Source organism: Gilliamella sp. Pra-s60 (assembly GCF_009795755.1).
Classification (GTDB): domain Bacteria; phylum Pseudomonadota; class Gammaproteobacteria; order Enterobacterales; family Orbaceae; genus Gilliamella.
Genome location: NZ_WTFA01000024.1, coordinates 1 through 19,025, shown reverse-complemented (window position 1 = coordinate 19,025; position 19,025 = coordinate 1). Strand labels below are relative to the sequence as shown.

Below are 19,025 nucleotides of genomic sequence, written 5' to 3'. Positions count from 1 at the left end.
AAGAAAACGGCATAAGTTTAAAAGCCCTGCCTCCTTTTATTCGAAGGAGCTAAGAAAAATTGCACTTCATGGTGTAATCTAGGATCGTCAAAAAAACTTCAATAAAATCAATACCTTTCCTGAACGTTTTTTATTAAAAAACAACACTAATTATTATCAATTTGATTAATTTATCTGTTCAGTTTTCATATATTGTCGTTAAGTCGTTATAATAGCGGTTATTTGATTTTGAATAAAATAGGACAATCGTGCAAACGTCATTAAAAAAGCCTCAATTACATTGCCGAAACAAACATCAAGACGGTTATGATTTTGCAAAACTTATCAATATACTGCCTGAGCTATCTCACTATGTAAATCAGAATCCCTATGGCAATTTATCGATCGATTTTGCCGATCCGATGGCGGTTAAAATGTTAAACAAAGCTTTGTTGTTTAGCTATTATCAGGTGAGTTATTGGGATATTCCTGACGGTTATTTATGCCCGCCCATTCCTGGTAGAGCGGATTATATTCACCATTTAGCTGACTTATTAGCGCGAGACAATCAAAATCATGTCCCTACAGGTAAGCAAATTCATGTATTGGATATCGGCGTTGGTGCCAATGTGATTTATCCTATTATTGGTTGTGCCGAATATGGTTGGTCATTTGTTGGGAGTGATATTAATCCTGTGGCGATCAAAGTTGCTTCGTTAATAACACAAGCTAATGCGCTATTAAAAAGCACTTTGCGGTGTCGATTACAAAAAGACTATAAAGCGATTTTTAGGCATATTATTAAACCTAACGAGTTTTATACCTTAACGCTGTGTAATCCGCCTTTTCATGCTTCAGCACAAGATGCGTTGGCAAGTACGCAAACCAAACTGAAGAAGTTAGGCAAGTTAACGCATTCCACTCAAAAAACTGTGCTTAATTTTGGTGGGCAACATGCCGAACTTTGGTGTCAAGGTGGTGAAAGTGCTTTTATTAGTAATATGATTAACGAAAGTATTCAATATAAAACTCAATGCTTGTGGTTTACTTCATTAGTGTCGAAAAAAGAGACCTTGTCGGTAATCAACAAAAAATTAAAACAAGCCAATGTTGTTGAAAGCCATATTGTTCCTATGGCTCAGGGGCAAAAAATCAGCCGATTTGTCGCATGGACTTTCTTTAATCAACATGAACGCCAACAACTTTTATCAAAAAACACCTCAAAAATAGAGGTTTAAAAATTATAACTAAATATTTTTTTAAATGATTTTTTGATGAAATATTGCTTGAGTACGTTTAGTTCATCTCTATAAAAATTCCGATAGCTTATTGTCTTGCTTTTGGTTAAGATAGGTTATTATTTAATCACCACTATTAACTCACCTTAATCTTCAATAAGCATAGGAAATACCGATATGAATAGTAATCAAACAGCTCAGCTCATTGAGCAGCTACAAGGTATTGTTGGACAGAAATACACGTTAACGAATCCTAACCATACGCTACCTTATCGCCAAGGTATTCGTTTTGGTGAAGGTGATGCATTGGCTGTTGTGTTGCCCGGAACGTTAGTTGAGCAGTGGCAAGTGTTAAAAGCGTGTGTTGAGGCGGATGTAATTGTTATTACACAATCAGCAAATACAGGCTTAACAGGGGGCTCAACACCGGATGGTAATGATTATGATCGTCCTATTGTAATTGTCAGTACTCGCCGTTTGGATGGCATTAATGTGATTGAAAATGGTGAACAAGTTGTTTGTTTGCCAGGTAGTACGTTATTTAGGTTGGAAAAAGAGTTAAAAAAATATCATCGAGGTCCTCACTCGGTTATTGGGTCATCTTGCATTGGTGCATCTGTGATGGGAGGTGTATGTAATAATTCGGGTGGTGCGCTTATTCAGCGTGGTCCTGCTTATACGCAAATGGCTGTGTTTGCTCAATTAGATGCGCAAGGTCAGTTGCACTTGGTAAATCATTTAGGTATTGAGCTAGGCGATGATCCAGAAACGATTTTGCAAAATCTGCAAAGTCATGCTTATAGTGATAAAGACATTAAGCGTGATGCAGGCTTAGGCCATGATCATCATTATTGTGATCATGTTCGTGAAATTGATGCTGATACGCCTGCACGGTATAATGCCGATCCTGCTCGTCATTATGAAGCCTCTGGCAGTGCTGGGCGTTTGATGGTTTTTGCTGTACGGCTTGATACTTTTCCTCTAGAAAAAAAATCAGCCGTATTTTACATAGGTACAAATGATATCAACGAATTAAATGGTATTCGTCGACATATTTTAGGTCAATTTAAAACGTTACCAGTGTCGGGGGAGTATATTCATCGCGTGGCATTCGATATTGCCGCAGTTTATGGCAAACCGTCCTTTTTAGCTATTAAAAAGCTAGGTACGGATATGATGCCACGCATGTTTGCTTTTAAAAATTTTGTTGATCGTGTTACGGCTAAAATTCCATTTTTTCCAAAGAATTTTTCGGATCGATTTTCTATCTTTGTTTGCAAATTTTTGCCAAATCATTTACCAAAATCAATGCGTGATTATCGTGATCGTTATGAACATCATCTTATTTTAAAAATGGCAGATGATGGAATTGCAGAAGCCGAGACTTTTTTGAAAGACTATTTTCAAAATAGAAGTGGTAATTACTTTTTATGTAACGAAAGAGAAGCCGAAGCAGCCATGCTACACCGTTTTGCAGCAGCAGGTGCGGCAACGTCTTATCGTAATGTACATAGCAAAACGGTAGAAGATATCGTTGCATTAGATATTGCATTAAAGCGTAATGATAGCGATTGGTTTGAAACATTACCAGAAAACGTCGATCAAAATTTCGTTTACAAAATGTATTATGGACACTTTTTTTGTTATGTGTTTCATCAAGATTATATTGCAAAAAAAGGGGTGGATTGTAATAAAGTTAAGGAACAGATTTTAGCATTGCTTGATCAGCGTGGTGCACAATACCCAGCCGAGCATAATGTTGGGCATTTATATCATGCCAATGCGGATTTGAAAAAATTCTATCAAGAACTTGATCCGACAAATAGCCTTAACCCAGGTATAGGTAAAACCTCTAAGAAGAAAAATTGGGTTTAATTCCTTGTTGTTACTGTTAAATTTTAGTGGTTATTAACAATAAAAAAACGCTAGGAATCCACCTAGTGGTTTTTTATTTTAGTATCATAATGCGATAACCTCACTATCATACTATTTAATCACAGTAATTTTTTTAGTTGATATAACATTTCTAATGCTTGTTTTGGCGTTAATGCATCAGGGTCGATCTGTTTTAAGGCTTCTTCAACTTCTGACGGTTCAGGTTCGTCAATAAAGGAGAGTTGAGATTGGTCGACATTACTATTAGCCGATTGTTTTGAGATGACTTCTAACTCTTTTAATTTTTGTTTAGCACGTTTCAAAATCGGTTTAGGTACACCAGCAAGCCCGGCAACGGCAATACCGAAACTTTTGCTAGCAGCACCTTCTGATACTTCGTGGATAAAAGCCACTGTGTTGTCATGTTCAATGGCATCAAAGTGGATGTTATAAACGCCTTGCATATGCTCAGGAAGTTGAGTGAGTTCGAAGTAGTGCGTGGCAAATAGTGTCATTGATTTGATCTCGTTGGCAAGATTTTCAGCACAGGCCCAAGCAAGTGAAAGCCCATCATAAGTTGAAGTTCCTCGACCAATTTCGTCCATTAAAACAAGGCTTTGTTCTGTCGCATTATGCATAATGTTGGCTGTTTCGGTCATTTCTACCATAAAGGTAGAGCGCCCCGAAGCTAAATCATCAGAAGCCCCAATACGGGTAAAAATACGATCAACAGGTCCAATTACTGCTTTTGATGCAGGAACAAAGCTACCAATGTAAGCAAGTAGAACAATCAATGCCGCTTGGCGCATGTAAGTGCTCTTTCCACCCATATTCGGGCCAGTAATAATCAGCATTCTCCTTGCAGGTGAAAGGTGCAGCGAATTGCGAATAAACGGTGTTTGTAGAACTTGTTCAATAACAATATGACGTCCGTCTTGGATCTTAATACCTGCTTGTGTTGATAATGTTGGGCGCTGATAATTAAGCGTTAGTGCTCGTTCGGCAAGATTAGTTAAAACATCAAGCTCTGCAATTGCCTCAGCACTCGTTTGCATATCAGCTAAGTCTGGCATTAATTGATCAAATAGTTGTTCGTATAGCTGCTTTTCAAGCGCTAATGCTCGACCTTTTGAGGTAAGCACTTTATCTTCGTATTCTTTGAGTTCAGGGATAATATAACGTTCCACATTTTTCAATGTTTGGCGCCTAGTATAATGAATTGGCGCTAGGTGGCTTTGTCCACGACTAATTTGGATGTAATAACCATGTACTGCATTAAATCCAACTTTTAACGTATCAATGCCAAGTGATTCACGTTCTCTTATTTCAAGCTGTTCAAGGTAATTGGTTGCGCCATCGGCAAGATTACGCAATTCGTCTAATTCACTATTGTAGCCTGTTGCCATCACACCGCCATCACGAATAATAGCCGGTGGCGTTTCAACAATTGCACTATTTAATAACGTGGCAATATGATCGAATTGGTTAATTTTGGTTCGTAAAGTTTGTAAATAAGGCGAACTAAATTGTCCTAATAAAAAATGTAATTGTGGCAATAAATTATAGGCATCACGCAAACGCGCAAAATCCCGTGGGCGAGCTGTGTGTAGCGCCAGTCTTGCTAAAACACGTTCAAGATCGCCCATTTGTTTTAATAATGGTAATGCGTCATCAATATGTTGTTGTAATTCAGCAATGGCATCTTGGCGGTTTTGCAAAGTTTCAATATGACGAATCGGTGAATGCAACCAGCGTTTAAGCATTCGGCTACCCATTGGGGTTTGTGTTTTATCTAATACCTCTGCAACCGTATTTGATGTACTGCCTGATAAGTTTTCGGTGATTTCTAAGTTGTGACGAGTTGCGGCATCTAATATCACAAAGTCATATGTTGACTGTTTGATAATTGAACGTATATGAGGTAGAGCTGTGCGTTGGGTATCTTTAACGTATTGCAATAAACAACCAGCAGCACAAAGTGCATATTGGCATGCCTCTACGCCAAAACCGACTAAATCATTCGTACCAAATTGTAAATTGAGTTGTTGCTTTGCTGTTTCTAGATCAAAATCCCATTGTGGACGACGACGCAAACCATGGCGATGTTCAATTAAAGGCATCGATTCAAAATCTTCAGGATATAACAATTCAACTGGACTTGTTCGTTGCAGTTCAGCTTGCATTGCTTCAAAGCTATCGCATTCAAAAACATAAAAGCGACCAGAACTAATATCAAGCGTGGCATAGCCATAATGTTTTTTATGTTGCCAAATTGAAGCCAGTAAATTGTCTTTGCGATCTTCTAGTAATAATTCGTCACTGACGGTTCCGGGCGTCACAATACGGACAATTTTTCGTTCAACTGGTCCTTTACTTGTCGCAGGATCACCAACTTGTTCACAAATAGCAACGGATTCGCCTAGCGAAATTAACTTAGCTAAATAACTTTCAACCGCATGATAGGGCACACCAGCCATTGGAATTGGTTCACCATTTGAAGAACCACGTTTAGTTAGCGAAATATCTAAAAGCCCTGATGCCCGTTTAGCATCATCATAAAACATCTCATAAAAATCACCCATACGATAAAACAATAAAATATCAGGGTTTTCAGCTTTAAGTTTTAAATACTGCTGCATCATTGGGGTGTGGTTGGCAAAATTGTCTTTATTAGTCATGGTGGTTTTTCTTTTTTTTATCTTTCAACGTAATAAGTAAATTCATTAGTCTAATGAAGAACCATTAAAATGCATAAATTCGTACTGGTTCTTATTTTTAGTTTAATCATAAATTATGATAAATGTAAGTTGTATAATGTAATAATTTATATAATAATTTTATTATAACTGATTATTGGTTTATTACAGAAGGCTATTTGGGGCTTAATGTAAAATGGATATGCTTGCATTTAATTAAATAATTGGACTCACTATGAGCCCATTATTCTAAATTATATACTTTTTATGTGGTTTGGTTATTCAACAATATTGAATATAAAAAAATTTTTATCGCCATGTTGCCAGATAATTTTTTGCATCATTCTTGTACTAATAACCAGATATTTACAATTCAATTCTTTTTTATGATTAGTTAAGACTTTTAAATTAATAAAATGGGCAAAAATAATCAATGGATCGTTATTATCAATTTTATTCAGTAAATTATCAAAAATATTTTGCTTTTTTCCTAATCTATTGGTCAATGATTGTAGTACAAGCAATTTTTTTTACTTGTTTGTGTAGTTATACAAACAGTTTCTCTCATTCTCTTTTTCCTTTGTTCTTACCTTTTTTATTTGCAGCATTGATTGGTATAATGTATCAAGCTATAGCAGAAAATTTTTTAGATGAACATTTGGAAATATTTTATGATGATGAAAAGATAACATTTATATCATCTAAATTGGGAAAAAAAGAATTTTTATTTTCTCAAATAAAATTTTTTGCTATTTATCGAAACAAAGGTGCTTTTGCTTCTATTAGTTTTTCTATAGATATTCAAGAAGATGAAAGCGGACCAATAAAAAAAATACGTTATATTAATCATAAATTCTTTTATCACGATGACGAGAGAAAACAAAGTTATGACATTGTACATAGCTTTATGTATGGAATAGGCTGTGATATTTTACTATGGCAATATGATTTAATTAAAGATGAACATTATTCTAATAGTCGTAAAAGAACATATCGTTTAACAAAAATTTATAAACGTAAATAATTACTATAAATAAAGCTATTTTTGATGCATTCATTCATGGTGGTGTCATTTGGAGGGATAAGCCAATAGATTTTGATTGTCATCAGTATTTGACAGAAGATAAAGTTGATATTGTTATCATCCTGCATCAAAACTTAAATCCGATAATGTTGAACACTGGGCTGTGTTAACTTCTTTTTATCTTCGTAAAATTTCATGCAGTAAATAAGCTAAAATTGCACTTGATGTTTTAATCTAGGAGTGATGTGTTTTATTAATTAACAGTATGATTTTATTAATTATAACAGATATTAATTGTGTCGGGTTCGTCCTATTTAATCAATTCGTGTCTAATTATTAGGAATCTTCTTGAATAAATCCTTAAAATTTGATAGTTTACACGAAAGTATTTTTACATTAAAAACTCATAAAAGAAGGTAATTGTTATGACAATCAAAGTAGGTATTAATGGTTTTGGCCGTATTGGTCGTATTGTTTTCCGTGCTGCTCAAAAACGTTCAGACATTGAAATTGTTGCTATCAACGATTTATTAGATGTTGAATATATGGCTTATATGCTTAAATATGATTCAACTCACGGTCGTTTTGACGGTACTGTTGAAGTTAAAGACGGTAAATTAGTTGTTAACGGTAAAACAATCCGTGTTACTGCTGAACGCGATCCTGCAAACTTAAAATGGAACGAAGTTGGTGTTGATGTTGTTGCTGAAGCAACTGGTTTATTCTTAACTGATGAAACAGCACGTAAACATATTCAAGCTGGTGCTAAAAAAGTGGTTTTAACTGGTCCTTCAAAAGACAGCACTCCTATGTTTGTTATCGGTGTTAATGATAAAGAATATGCTGGTCAAGATATCGTTTCTAACGCATCATGTACAACTAACTGTTTAGCGCCGTTAGCTAAAGTTATCAATGATAACTTCGGTATTGTTGAAGCATTAATGACAACTGTTCACGCAACAACAGCAACTCAAAAAACTGTTGATGGTCCATCTCATAAAGATTGGCGTGGTGGTCGTGGTGCTGCTCAAAACATCATCCCTTCATCAACTGGTGCTGCTAAAGCTGTAGGTAAAGTTATTCCTGAATTAAACGGTAAATTAACTGGTATGGCTTTCCGTGTTCCAACTCCAGATGTTTCTGTTGTTGACTTAACTGCTCGTTTAGCTAAACCAGCTAAATATGAAGATATTTGTAAAGCAATCAAAGCAGCTGCTGAAGGTCCAATGAAAGGCGTTCTTGGTTATACTGAAGATGATGTTGTTTCTACTGATTTCTTAGGTGAAGTTTGTACATCTGTATTTGATGCTAAAGCAGGTATCCAGTTAAGTGATAACTTTGTAAAACTTGTTTCTTGGTATGATAACGAAGTTGGTTATTCAAATAAAGTATTAGATCTAATTGCAGTTGTTTCTAAAAAATAATTAGCATTTGATTTTGTCTTTTTTAAAAGGCGGCCTTAGGGTCGCTTTTTTATTTGAATTTGTTATTTTTTTAGGATACAAAAACACCCATTAAAAAATGGGTGTTTTGCTATATGTAAACAAATTATTTAAAGTTTTAATTAAAGAACTACAACTTCAGCTGCAGCCGGTCCACGAGGACTATCTTGGATAGCAAATTCAACTTGTTGTCCTTCAGCTAAGGTTTTGAAACCGTCACCTGAAATAGCAGAAAAATGAACAAATACATCTTTGCTTCCATCTGCAGGGGTAATAAAACCAAAACCTTTACTTTCATTAAACCATTTCACTTGGCCTGTTTTCTTATTCATTTACTAGACATCCTAACAATAATTAATAATTAGCCTCTTCGGCCGTTTGGGTTCTAACATTGTATTTATTATGTAGCTAAAAACCATAACAATGTACTTTACATTAATTAAGGTGAATCGTTTCCGTAATTTTTTACTTTGTTACTTACCCAGTGCTATTACCGCATAATTTATAATCGAAAGCAAGATGTCGATAACAATTTTTTTACTTAAAATTTGATTTTTTTCTTAGATTTTTATGTAACCAATTATTGATTGATAAATGGGAAATAATTAAATAACTGAATTTTTTTAATGATTTTTTAAATATCGGTTATTTTATAAAATAAAAAAAAGCCATAAATATTAGTTTATGGCTTTTTTAAGGGTTTATTTTTTTATTATTCAGCTTTATTTGTTTTTGGCTCGTTCAAAAGATTCAATTATTTCTTTGCGAGCGGCATCTGCATTTTCCCAACCGTCCACTTTAACCCATTTACCTTTTTCCAAGGCTTTGTATTGTTCAAAAAAGTGTTTGATTTGTGATTTGAGTAATTCTGGTAAATCGTCAACATCTTTAATGTGATCGTATTCTTTTGACAGTTTAGTATGTGGTACTGCAACAAGTTTTGCATCTTGACCCGCTTCGTCAGTCATTTTTAATACACCAACTGGACGACAACGAATAACTGAGCCCGGTTGTAATGGGTATGGGGTTGGGACTAATACATCAACTGGATCGCCATCTAATGATAATGTGTGATTAATATAACCATAGTTACATGGGTAGAACATTGCTGTTGCCATAAAACGGTCAACAAATACTGCACCTGTGTCTTTGTCAACTTCATATTTAATTGGATCCGCATTAGCTGGAATTTCAATCACAACGTAAATATCATCTGGTAATTCTTTACCTGCTGGTACATTTAAAAGTCCCATTTTTGTATCCTCTATCTAAGTTAATATAGTGTTGTTAATGATAATAAGCGTACAGAATAATGGTTATTCTGTTTCGCTTAATTCTTTTAAGTATTGAAAAATCTGTCTTGCCGTTTTTGCCGGTTTATTTGCTTCTTGTTCTTTTTTTGCTAAACGAGCTAAGGTGCGTAGCTGTTGACGATCGGCTGTAGGATATAAGCCTATAATGGTTTCGGCATCACCAGTTGTAATCAGCTCATCGCGTAGCTTTTCGAGTTTGTGGAATAGGGCAATTTGCTGATTGTGGCGATTTTTGAGTTTATCAAGTGCTTGGCTAATAGGATCGATATCCCGGTTACGTAGTAGTTTGCCAATATATTGAATTTGTCTGCGATATCCTTCTTTTTTTATTTTTTGTGCAAGTTCAATTGCATAAATAAGATCTTCATCAAGAGGGATTTTTTCAAGTTCATTTTTGCTTAACTTGACAAGTTCGATACCTAATTTTTTTAGCGCTTCAGCATCGCGTTTGATTTCACTTTTACTGACGTAGATAATTTCGTCATCTTCAATGTCAATAGAAAAGTTGGGTTCTAGGTTTGTCTCTTGGTTTTGGTTCATGTTATTTCTTTTGTTAACTAATGTTCAATTCTGGCTTATTATAACGTATCACTAGCAGATTTGTAGAAAATAATAAAATGAGTATTGAACAGATTAAAAAAGAAGCGATAAATCAAAAAGAAAATTTATCGGCTATTGTTGATAATGCTATAAAACAAGCAAAATTAAGAGTCGATGCCGTTGAGGTGTCAATAAATCAATCAACAGGTATTAGTGTTAGCACACGTATGGGCGAAACCGAAAATGTTGAATTTAATAGCGATGGCGCTTTGTCTATTACGGTTTATCAAGATCAACGTAAAGGTAGTGCATCAACAAATGATTTATCTCCTCAGGCTATTTTACAGACGATAGATATGGCAATTAGTATCATGCAATACACTTCACCCGATCCATGTTCAGGTTTGGGCGATGTAAGTCAAATGGCATTTGATCCACCTGATTTAGATTTATTTTATCCTAGTGATTTGAATGTCGATAATGCCATTGAGCAAGCCAAACAAGCTGAATTAGCAGCGCTAAATCATTCAAAATTAGTGAATAGTGATGGTGGTTATTTTAGTAGCCGCTATGGGGTTTATGTGTATGGTAATAGTCTAGGAATGCTACAAGGTTATTGTGCAAGTTCTCATTCACTTTCATGTTCAGTTATTGCTGAGCAAGCAGGGCAGATGGAAAGTAATTATGCATATAGCTCATCGCGTGATTTTAATGAATTGAAACTAGCTGAAACAGTTGGCATTGAAGCGGCAGATAGGGCTATTTCTCATTTGGGAGCGAAGCAAATTGCAACAATGCAAGCTCCAGTGTTATTTAGTGCTGAAGTTGCTGTTGGGCTTATTCGGCATTTAGTGGGAGCCATAAGTGGTGGTGCTATTTATCGAAAATCTTCGTTTTTATTAGATAGTATTGGACAAACTATTTTTCCTGAATGGCTCACCATTTATGAAGATCCTTATATTCTAAAAGGTGTTGGTTCTTCGCCTTTTGATAGCGAGGGGACAAAAACCGTGCAGCGTAATATTGTTGAGCAAGGTGTACTGCAAACTTATTTACTAGGTAATTATTCTGCACGTAAGTTAGGCTTAACATCAACAGGACATGCTGGAGGTATTCACAATTGGTCTATATCACCAAGCCAAGATAATGTGAGTTTTGATAATATGCTTAAAAAACTGGATAAGGGTATTTTGGTGACTTCATTGATGGGGCAAGGTGTTAATAGTGTGACGGGCGATTATTCACGTGGAGCTACTGGATTTTGGGTTGAAAATGGAAAGATTCAATATCCTATTAGTGAAATTACTATTGCTAGTAATCTTAAAGACATGTATAAAAATATTGTTGCAATAGGTAATGATGTTGAAACAAGAACTAGCATTCGATGTGGTTCTATTTTGGTCGATAATATGAGTATAGCTGGGAAATAAGGATCAGTATGGGTAGGTTTTTACACGGTATTTTTTTTCAAAAAATAACTTCTTGGATGCCAGGGCTAAGTAGTTTATTACAATATAAGCGAGAATATTTTACTTTTGACCTTAAAGCTGGGTTATCGGTTGCTGCCGTTTCGTTACCTGTATCCATTGCTTATGCTGAATTGACGGGAGTTGGTGCAATAGCAGGGCTATATTCAACCATTTTACCTTTAATTGTGTATGCGCTTTTTGGATCTTCTAAACAACTGATTGTTGGACCTGATACAGCAACTTGTGCGGTGGTTGCTGCTGTTGTTTTCCCGTTAGCAGCAAATGATCCTGTATTGCGTTGGCAATTAGTTATTATATTAACAATTATGATCGGTATTTGGTGTATCATTGCAGGGAAGTTGCATCTTGGTGCGTTGGCTGACTTGCTTAGTCAGCCTATTTTAATTGGTTTGCTTAATGGTATTTCAATTACTATTATGGTTGATCAATTAGCTAAAACATTGGGATTTCGTTATGATTATTCTTATTTGATTGAACGAATTGTTTATTTTCCATTTAAAATATCCCAAATTCATATAGGAACAGCACTTGTTTCACTTTTTACTTTATTAATTTTAGTTGGTTTAAAGCGATTAAAACCACTATATCCAGCCCCGTTATTAGCTGTCATTGTGATGACGATGTTTTCATGGTTGTTTAATTTCGAACATTTTAATATTCGTATTATTGGCAATATTAGTAATGATTTTATTCCTGCTGAGTCATGGCTCGATTTTGATAAAGGTCTAATGCGCGATTTAGTTGTACCTTCGCTTAATATTGCTATCATTTGTTTTGTTAGTATGATGATAACAGTACGCAGTTTTGCATCCAAAAATAATTATGAAACAAATGCTGATGTTGAATTTAAGGCGTTAGGTATTGCTAATATTGTAGCTGGTCTATCGCAAGGTTTTGTAGTTAGTGGTACATCATCAAGAACTGCTGTCAATGATGCCAATGGTGGTAAAACGCAACTAGTTTCGATTATTGCCGCAATCTTAATTGGTTTTGTGGTAATGTTTTTTCTTTCTCCCTTACAGTATATTCCAACTTGTGTATTAGGGGTGATTTTAATTTATTCTTCAATTTCGTTAATTAATTTTCAAACAATTATTCGTTTTTTCAAGTTTGATCGCGATGCCTTTTATTTAAGTTTAATAACACTAGTTTCTGTGCTTATTATTGGTATTATTCCCGGCATGGCACTAGCGGTGTTACTTGGGCTATTTTTGTTTTTACGACGTGTTTTTAGACCGAAAGATCAGCTGCTAGGTGTTGATGAAAGTGGTCGTATTCATTCAATTGGTCAAGATGTAAAACCCATTGGTAATACCATGATTTACCGATTCAATTCTCCGTTGACTTATTTTAATATTGCCTATTTTAAGCGAAGAATTATTAGTTATATTGATGAAGCTGAAGATCCAATAAATTATGTGATAGTTGATGCGATTCCTTGTTTTACTTACAAAGATGTCAGTGTGTTGTCGGGGATTGAGGAGTTAGTAAAGTCTTTAAAAGTAAGAAATATCATTTTAATTTTATCAGGTCGTCGAAAAACGCTTAAAAACTGGTTTAAACAAATGAATATAAAGCTTGATGATGAGCATATTGAATTTGCTTATGACCTTTATTTTGCGGTTAGATTAGTTCAAAGTAAGGAACATATGGATAACAAAGATGATGAGGAATTAATTTAGTCATCATTGCTAGTGATAAAATTATAAAGGGGATTTTGCTAAGTAATTTGGATTTCGAGATATAAACCAATATTAATATAGACAATCCCCTATAAATTTAAGTAGAATACTAGATCATTTTAAATAAGTATTTTAGTAAACAATATTAGAGGTAAAAATGGCACGTGTAACTGTTCAAGATGCAGTAGAAAAAATTGGTAATCGCTTTGATCTCGTTATTGTAGCAGCAAGACGCGCTCGTCAACTACAAGTTGAAAATAAATCACCACTTATTCCAGAAGAGAACGATAAAGAAACCGTTATCGCTTTACGCGAAATTGAAGATGGGCTTGTTAACAAACAAATCCTTGATGTTGCTGATTTTCAAACACGCCAAGATGAAGAAGCTGAAGTACGTGCAACACTTCATGAATCGATTCTTCTAGAAAACACGCCATCGTACGAATAAACTGTAGTTTTACAGGAATTGCTCATGGAGTATTTTGATAGCTTAAAAGAGCTTGTTGCATCTTATCTTCCACCTAAACAAGTCGAATTGATTCAAGATGCTTATCTTTTTGCTAAAAATGCCCATGAAGGGCAATTCCGATGTAGTGGTGAACCTTATATCACTCATCCTGTTGCTGTTGCGACATATTTAGCAGATATGCGGCTTGATTATGAAACAATTATTGCTGCACTTTTGCATGATACCATCGAAGATACCCCGGTTACCTTCCAAGATATTACAAATAAATTTGGTAAACATGTTGCTATTTTAGTTGAAGGTGTTTCTAAACTTGATAAATTAAAATTTCGTAATCGACAAGAAGCTCAAGCTGAAAATTTTAGGAAAATGGTTCTTGCCATGACCGAAGATGTGCGTGTTATTTTAATTAAACTTGCTGATCGCACTCATAATATGCGTACGCTAGGGGCATTAAGACCAGATAAACGCCGTCGTATAGCAAAAGAAACATTAGAAATTTATGCTCCACTAGCCCATCGTTTAGGTATTCATCATATAAAAACCGAACTTGAAGTTTTGGGTTTTACAGCAATGCATCCAAATCGTGCCAAAGTACTTGAAAAGGTAGTAAAAGTTGCACGAAATACAAGAAAAGAACTCATTCAACAAATTTTATCTGAAATCAGAAATCGCTTGGCTGAAGCTGGTATAGATGCCGAAGTCGAAGGATTAGAAAAAAATATTTATGTCATTTATCAAAAAATGCAAATGCGAGAGCAACATTTTCACTCTATAATGGACATCTATATTTTTAGAATCGTAGTTAAAAATGTAGATGCTTGTTATCGTGTGCTTGGTCTTGTGCATAATTTATATAAGCCACGACTTAATCGTTTTAAAGATTATATTGCGATTCCAAAAGCGAATGGTTATCAGTCATTACATTCATCATTAATTGGACCACATGGCACACCTGTCGAAGTACAAATTCGTACCGAAGATATGGAGCAAATGGCAGAAATGGGCGTAGCCGCACATTGGGTATATAATGAAACTGATGAGTTAAACAATACAACTGCACAAATCAAAGCACAACGTTGGATGCAAAGTCTGTTAGAACTACAACAAAGTGTAGGAAATTCTTTCGAATTTATTGAAAACGTAAAATCAGACTTATTTCCTAAAGAAATTTATGTTTTTACTCCTAAAGGGCGTATTGTTCAGCTACCCGAAGGTGCAACAGCAGTTGACCTTGCTTATGCAGTGCACTCTGATATCGGTTATCGATGTATTGGTGCGCTTGTTGATCGTAAGCCTTACCCACTATCACAACCGTTAAGCAGTGGGCAAACGGTTGAAATTATCACCTCACCAGAAGGGCGTCCTAATGCAAATTGGTTAAATTTTGTAGTTAGCGCTAAAGCGAAGTCTCGTATTCGTCAAGCACTTAAAACATTAAAACGTGAAGATGCTATTGAATTGGGGCGACGCTTACTCAATCTTTCGTTAGTTAAATCAGGCGGTGTTAATGCTTTATCTCCAAGTCAAAAATCTAGAGTGATTGAATTAGCTAAACAATCCACTTTTGATGATGTTTTGGTTGAAATTGGACTCGGTAATATTATGAGTCATTTTATTGTCAAAGGCTTAGAGCATAAAGGGTTATTACAAAGTAAATCAGAACCAAATAAAACACTGGTTATTACTGGTAGCGAAGGTGTTTTAGTTACGTTTTCTAAGTGTTGTCATCCTATTCCTAATGATCCTATTATTGGGCATGTCAGTCCAGAAAAGGGCTTAACTGTGCATCATGAATCCTGTCGAAATATTGTTGGTTATCAAAAGAATCCAGAAAAATATATATCACTGAAATGGGCATCTGACATATCTCAACGGTTTGTTGCTGAAATTTGGCTTGATATTCTAAACACCCAAGGCTCTTTGGCGCACATTCTTTCAATTATTAATGATGAAAATACTCGCCTGCAATGGTTGAATACCGAAGAAAAAGATAGACAAATTTATACAGTTATATTGCAAATAGAAGTAAAAAATACACAACAACTTAATGAATTAATTCGCAAAATGTCATTACAACCAGATGTAGTAAGTGTTACACGAAATATAAATTAGTCATTATGATAAATCGTTTTCTTGATCATTTACCGTTGATAAAACTAACAGGAATTGGTGCAAGTTTAGAAAAAAAATTCAATACATTAGGTATTTATACCGCTAAAGATCTATTATTGCATTTCCCCTTGCGTTATGAAGATCGCACTTCATCTTGTGCCATTGGCGATGCCACTATTGGTGAATTTACTACAATAGAAGGCGTGATTATCAAAAGCGAACTCACATTTAATCGGCGGCAAATGCTCATTTGTTATGTTCAAGATGATTCAGGTATTGCTATATTGCGATTTATGCATTTTACTGCAGGTATGAAAGCGTCGTTAATTAAAGGAAAATGGATTAGCGCTTATGGCGAAATAAAACGCGGCAAAAATCACCTTGAAATTATTCACCCACAATTTAAACTCAAAACTCATCAAAATGACAAAAGTGCCTGTTTAGATGGTGAACAGGAAAGATATACACCTATTTATTCAACGACTTATGGACTATCTCAAAATGTGATTCGACGATCAATAATGACGGCATTACTGTTTTTGAAAAACAATCCCCCAGACGAGATTTTACCACCGCAGCTAGCTTGTCGTTTTTTGTCAGCATTAGATTGTTTAAATATTATTCATAACCCACCGATTGATACCCAAATTTCGGAGTTAGAATCAGGTGAACACCCAGCTATTAAACGACTTATCTTTGAAGAATTGATTGCTTATCATTTAAGTATGTTGATGATAAAAACACATAACCAAAATCAGCAATCACATCAATTTTATCCAACCCAATGCTTAATTAAACCATTTTTATCATCATTACCTTTTAAGCCGACCGGTGCTCAGCAACGTGTTGTGCAGGATATTTATCAAGATATGACCAAAACTGTGCCCATGATGCGATTAATTCAAGGTGATGTAGGTTCTGGAAAAACATTAGTTGCAGCTTTAGCTGCACTAAATGCGATTGAAAACGGTAACCAAGTGGTATTAATGGCACCCACCGAAATATTAGCGGAACAGCATTATAACAATTTTAATAGTTGGTTTACTCCATTAGGAATTAGTGTTGACTGGTTATCAGGGCGATTAACTGCCAAAAATAAACAGCAGCGTTATGATCGTGTTAAAAATGGTGAAATCACCATGTTAATTGGTACGCATGCGGTTTTTGTAGATAAAGTTGAGTTTGCTTCGTTAGGTTTAGTCATTATTGATGAACAGCATCGCTTTGGTGTTAACCAGCGACTAAGTCTTTGGGAGAAGGGTATTAAAGGTCATCTTCATCCACATCAATTAATTATGACCGCAACACCTATTCCTAGAACACTAGCTATGACAGTGTATGCAGATTTAGATGTTTCTATTATTGATGAATTGCCACCAGGGCGAACCCCCATTACTACAGTTGTCATACCTAATACTCGTCGTGATGAAATTATTGAACGTGTCAATCAAGCTTGCCTTGATAACCGCCAAGTTTATTGGGTTTGTACATTGGTTGAAGAGTCCGAAATACTTGATGCCCAAGCAGCTGAAATACTTGTAGAAGAATTACAACAAAGATTACCACATCTTAATATTGCTTTAGTGCACGGTAAAATGAAATCTGATTTAAAACAATCAGTCATGCAAGACTTTAAAGCAGGAATAATTCAACTACTTGTTGCCACAACGGTTATTGAAGTAGGTGTTGATGTGCCTAATGCTAGTTTAATGATTATCGAAAATGCCGAGCGATTAGGTTTAGCTCAATTACATCAACTGCGAGGACGCGTTGGGCGAGGAACGGCGGTATCTCATTGTGTACTTATGTATCAAGCCCCTTTAAGCAAAGTTGCTCAAGCTCGTATGAAAGTTATGCGTGAAAGTAATGATGGTTTTGTTATTGCGCAAAAAGACCTTGAACTTCGTGGTGGTGGCGAAATTTTAGGAACACGGCAAATGGGAGTGGCTAATTTTAAAGTTGTTGATCTAATTCGAGATCAACATTTGATTAGTGAAGTACAACAAGCCTCTTATGATATCCAAAAAAATCACCCACAAAGTGCAGTACAACTAGTTGATTGTTGGTTGCCAAATCGTGAAAAGTATATTAATGCTTGATGAATAAGATTAATTTGAATTGGCGTGTGGATGGTAAAATTATTATTTGAACCATCCGCATGTTAAAATCGAATAACGACATTAGCGGATTATAAAAATGAACGATACGGCAACTCTGGTTCATCGATAGAAATATCTCTAAAACCACGATAATGCATATCTACTTATTAATACTGACCATAACTCGCAATAAATATAAAGGGATTGGAAGAAATATGAAAATATTGTCACATATAAAGTAAAAACATTTAATGAGGATATAGCTAATAAATATCATCCTAACACTTATGCTTTTTTGGTCTTGAAGAAGATGATAATAATATTAAAACAGAGTCGTTGACTTATCAAATTGCTCACTGGCAAGGTTCTGTGATGGTAAGCAAAAAAAAGGCGTCAGCCAACCATATTGGTGATAAAAATCGGCTCAATTTAAAAGAGCTATTGGAAATAAGAACCCTCCAAAATGGAGATATCAATGAAAAATACACGCTATTACCCGTAGATGGTAATGGTGATGGCATCGTATCGCAGCGATCTGGCGAAATACGTATTGATTATTTAAAAGTGCGAATGCGTTTACCGGTTGGCTATGAACCCGTTTATAAAAGTGAAATCAGTCAAGAGTTCACCCTTCGAGCCATTGTTGACATTATGTCTAAGGTAAAATAAATGATTAATTTAAGTAGATTTTATAAACATTATTTCGGTTTTATTGTAGGTCTATTTGCGCTAACCGTATTAACCAGTTGTCAGGTATTTCATAAGGATATTCGTATGACTAAATTATCACCAACACAACAACAACAAATAAATGAGTTATTAAAAAAGAGCGCAACACGCTGTATTGGTACCTATTTAATCGACTTACCGATTGAATTTAAAGTCAATGAAGAGGGATATTTTGATTATCAAAGTAATCCTATTACGACCATTGCCACAAAGCAACAATATTTACCTCCTTTTAAACAGATGATAGCTAGGCGTGAGCAAGAGCTGCGAAATACTAAACCGGTAGATCCCCTTGATGGCAATTATCTAAAACAGGTGTATCCAGTGCACACCCATA

The 19,025-nt window shown here is 35.2% G+C and carries 14 protein-coding genes and 1 pseudogene; 11 read left to right on the top strand and 4 right to left on the bottom strand.

The annotated features are described in order from the left end of the window. Positions 1–248 precede the first annotated feature (248 nt). Both rlmF and dld read left to right on the top strand, forming a co-directional pair. Positions 249–1,217 (top strand): 23S rRNA (adenine(1618)-N(6))-methyltransferase RlmF, encoded by a 969-nt coding sequence (gene rlmF, locus GQ596_RS10575; protein ID WP_202112537.1) that lies wholly within the window; start codon positions 249–251, stop codon positions 1,215–1,217. Positions 1,218–1,394: 177 nt separating this feature from the next. Further along, entirely contained in the window at positions 1,395–3,092 is a 1,698-nt protein-coding gene (gene dld / locus GQ596_RS10570; protein ID WP_160401691.1) for a D-lactate dehydrogenase, read from the top strand. Between the two features lie 119 nt (positions 3,093–3,211). On the opposite strand, the gene mutS is transcribed toward dld, so the two are convergent. Further along, positions 3,212–5,770: a DNA mismatch repair protein MutS gene (gene mutS / locus GQ596_RS10565; protein WP_160401690.1), complete on the bottom strand. Its 2,559-nt coding sequence runs from the start codon at positions 5,768–5,770 to the stop codon at positions 3,212–3,214. Between the two features lie 451 nt (positions 5,771–6,221). Between mutS and GQ596_RS10560 the strand changes: the two genes are divergently transcribed. Together GQ596_RS10560 and gapA are read left to right on the top strand one after the other, a co-directional pair. After that, positions 6,222–6,812 carry a hypothetical protein gene (locus GQ596_RS10560; protein WP_160401689.1) on the top strand — a complete coding sequence of 197 codons (591 nt, stop codon included), beginning with the start codon at positions 6,222–6,224 and terminating at the stop codon, positions 6,810–6,812. 425 nt (positions 6,813–7,237) lie between these two features. Continuing rightward, on the top strand, positions 7,238–8,236 hold the full coding sequence (gene gapA, locus GQ596_RS10555) for a glyceraldehyde-3-phosphate dehydrogenase (RefSeq protein WP_160401688.1): 999 nt from the start codon (positions 7,238–7,240) through the stop codon (positions 8,234–8,236). A 140-nt stretch (positions 8,237–8,376) separates the two neighbouring features. Here gapA and GQ596_RS10550 read toward each other — a convergent pair whose 3' ends face one another. The 3 genes from GQ596_RS10550 to yjgA all read right to left on the bottom strand — a co-directional run bounded on the left by GQ596_RS10550 (position 8,377) and on the right by yjgA (position 10,107). Then, a complete protein-coding gene (locus GQ596_RS10550) occupies positions 8,377–8,586 on the bottom strand; it encodes a cold shock domain-containing protein (RefSeq protein WP_160401687.1) in 210 nt (69 codons plus the stop codon). Between the two features lie 390 nt (positions 8,587–8,976). Next, on the bottom strand, positions 8,977–9,507 hold the full coding sequence (gene ppa / locus GQ596_RS10545) for an inorganic diphosphatase (protein WP_160401686.1): 531 nt from the start codon (positions 9,505–9,507) through the stop codon (positions 8,977–8,979). A 63-nt stretch (positions 9,508–9,570) separates the two neighbouring features. Then, positions 9,571–10,107: a ribosome biogenesis factor YjgA gene (gene yjgA / locus GQ596_RS10540; protein WP_160401685.1), complete on the bottom strand. Its 537-nt coding sequence runs from the start codon at positions 10,105–10,107 to the stop codon at positions 9,571–9,573. Between the two features lie 77 nt (positions 10,108–10,184). On the opposite strand from yjgA, the gene pmbA reads away from it, so the two are divergent. From pmbA to GQ596_RS10505, 7 genes and pseudogenes are all read left to right on the top strand, one after another. After that, positions 10,185–11,537 (top strand): metalloprotease PmbA, encoded by a 1,353-nt coding sequence (gene pmbA, locus GQ596_RS10535; RefSeq protein WP_160401684.1) that lies wholly within the window; start codon positions 10,185–10,187, stop codon positions 11,535–11,537. Between the two features lie 8 nt (positions 11,538–11,545). Beyond that, positions 11,546–13,279: a SulP family inorganic anion transporter gene (locus GQ596_RS10530; RefSeq protein WP_202113798.1), complete on the top strand. Its 1,734-nt coding sequence runs from the start codon at positions 11,546–11,548 to the stop codon at positions 13,277–13,279. Positions 13,280–13,436: 157 nt separating this feature from the next. Next, positions 13,437–13,727 (top strand): DNA-directed RNA polymerase subunit omega, encoded by a 291-nt coding sequence (gene rpoZ, locus GQ596_RS10525; RefSeq protein WP_160401683.1) that lies wholly within the window; start codon positions 13,437–13,439, stop codon positions 13,725–13,727. Between the two features lie 24 nt (positions 13,728–13,751). Then, the gene (gene spoT, locus GQ596_RS10520; protein WP_160401682.1) at positions 13,752–15,860 is read left to right on the top strand and encodes a bifunctional GTP diphosphokinase/guanosine-3',5'-bis pyrophosphate 3'-pyrophosphohydrolase; all 2,109 of its coding nucleotides are present in this window, start codon (positions 13,752–13,754) and stop codon (positions 15,858–15,860) included. A gap of 5 nt (positions 15,861–15,865) precedes the next feature. Then, entirely contained in the window at positions 15,866–17,959 is a 2,094-nt protein-coding gene (recG, locus tag GQ596_RS10515; RefSeq protein WP_160401681.1) for an ATP-dependent DNA helicase RecG, read from the top strand. A gap of 336 nt (positions 17,960–18,295) precedes the next feature. Next, positions 18,296–18,628, top strand: coding sequence for a hypothetical protein (locus GQ596_RS10510; protein ID WP_160401680.1), 333 nt, complete (start codon positions 18,296–18,298; stop codon positions 18,626–18,628). Then, positions 18,629–19,025 (top strand): annotated as a pseudogene (locus GQ596_RS10505) (hypothetical protein); the annotation flags it as partial. It lies immediately after the preceding gene.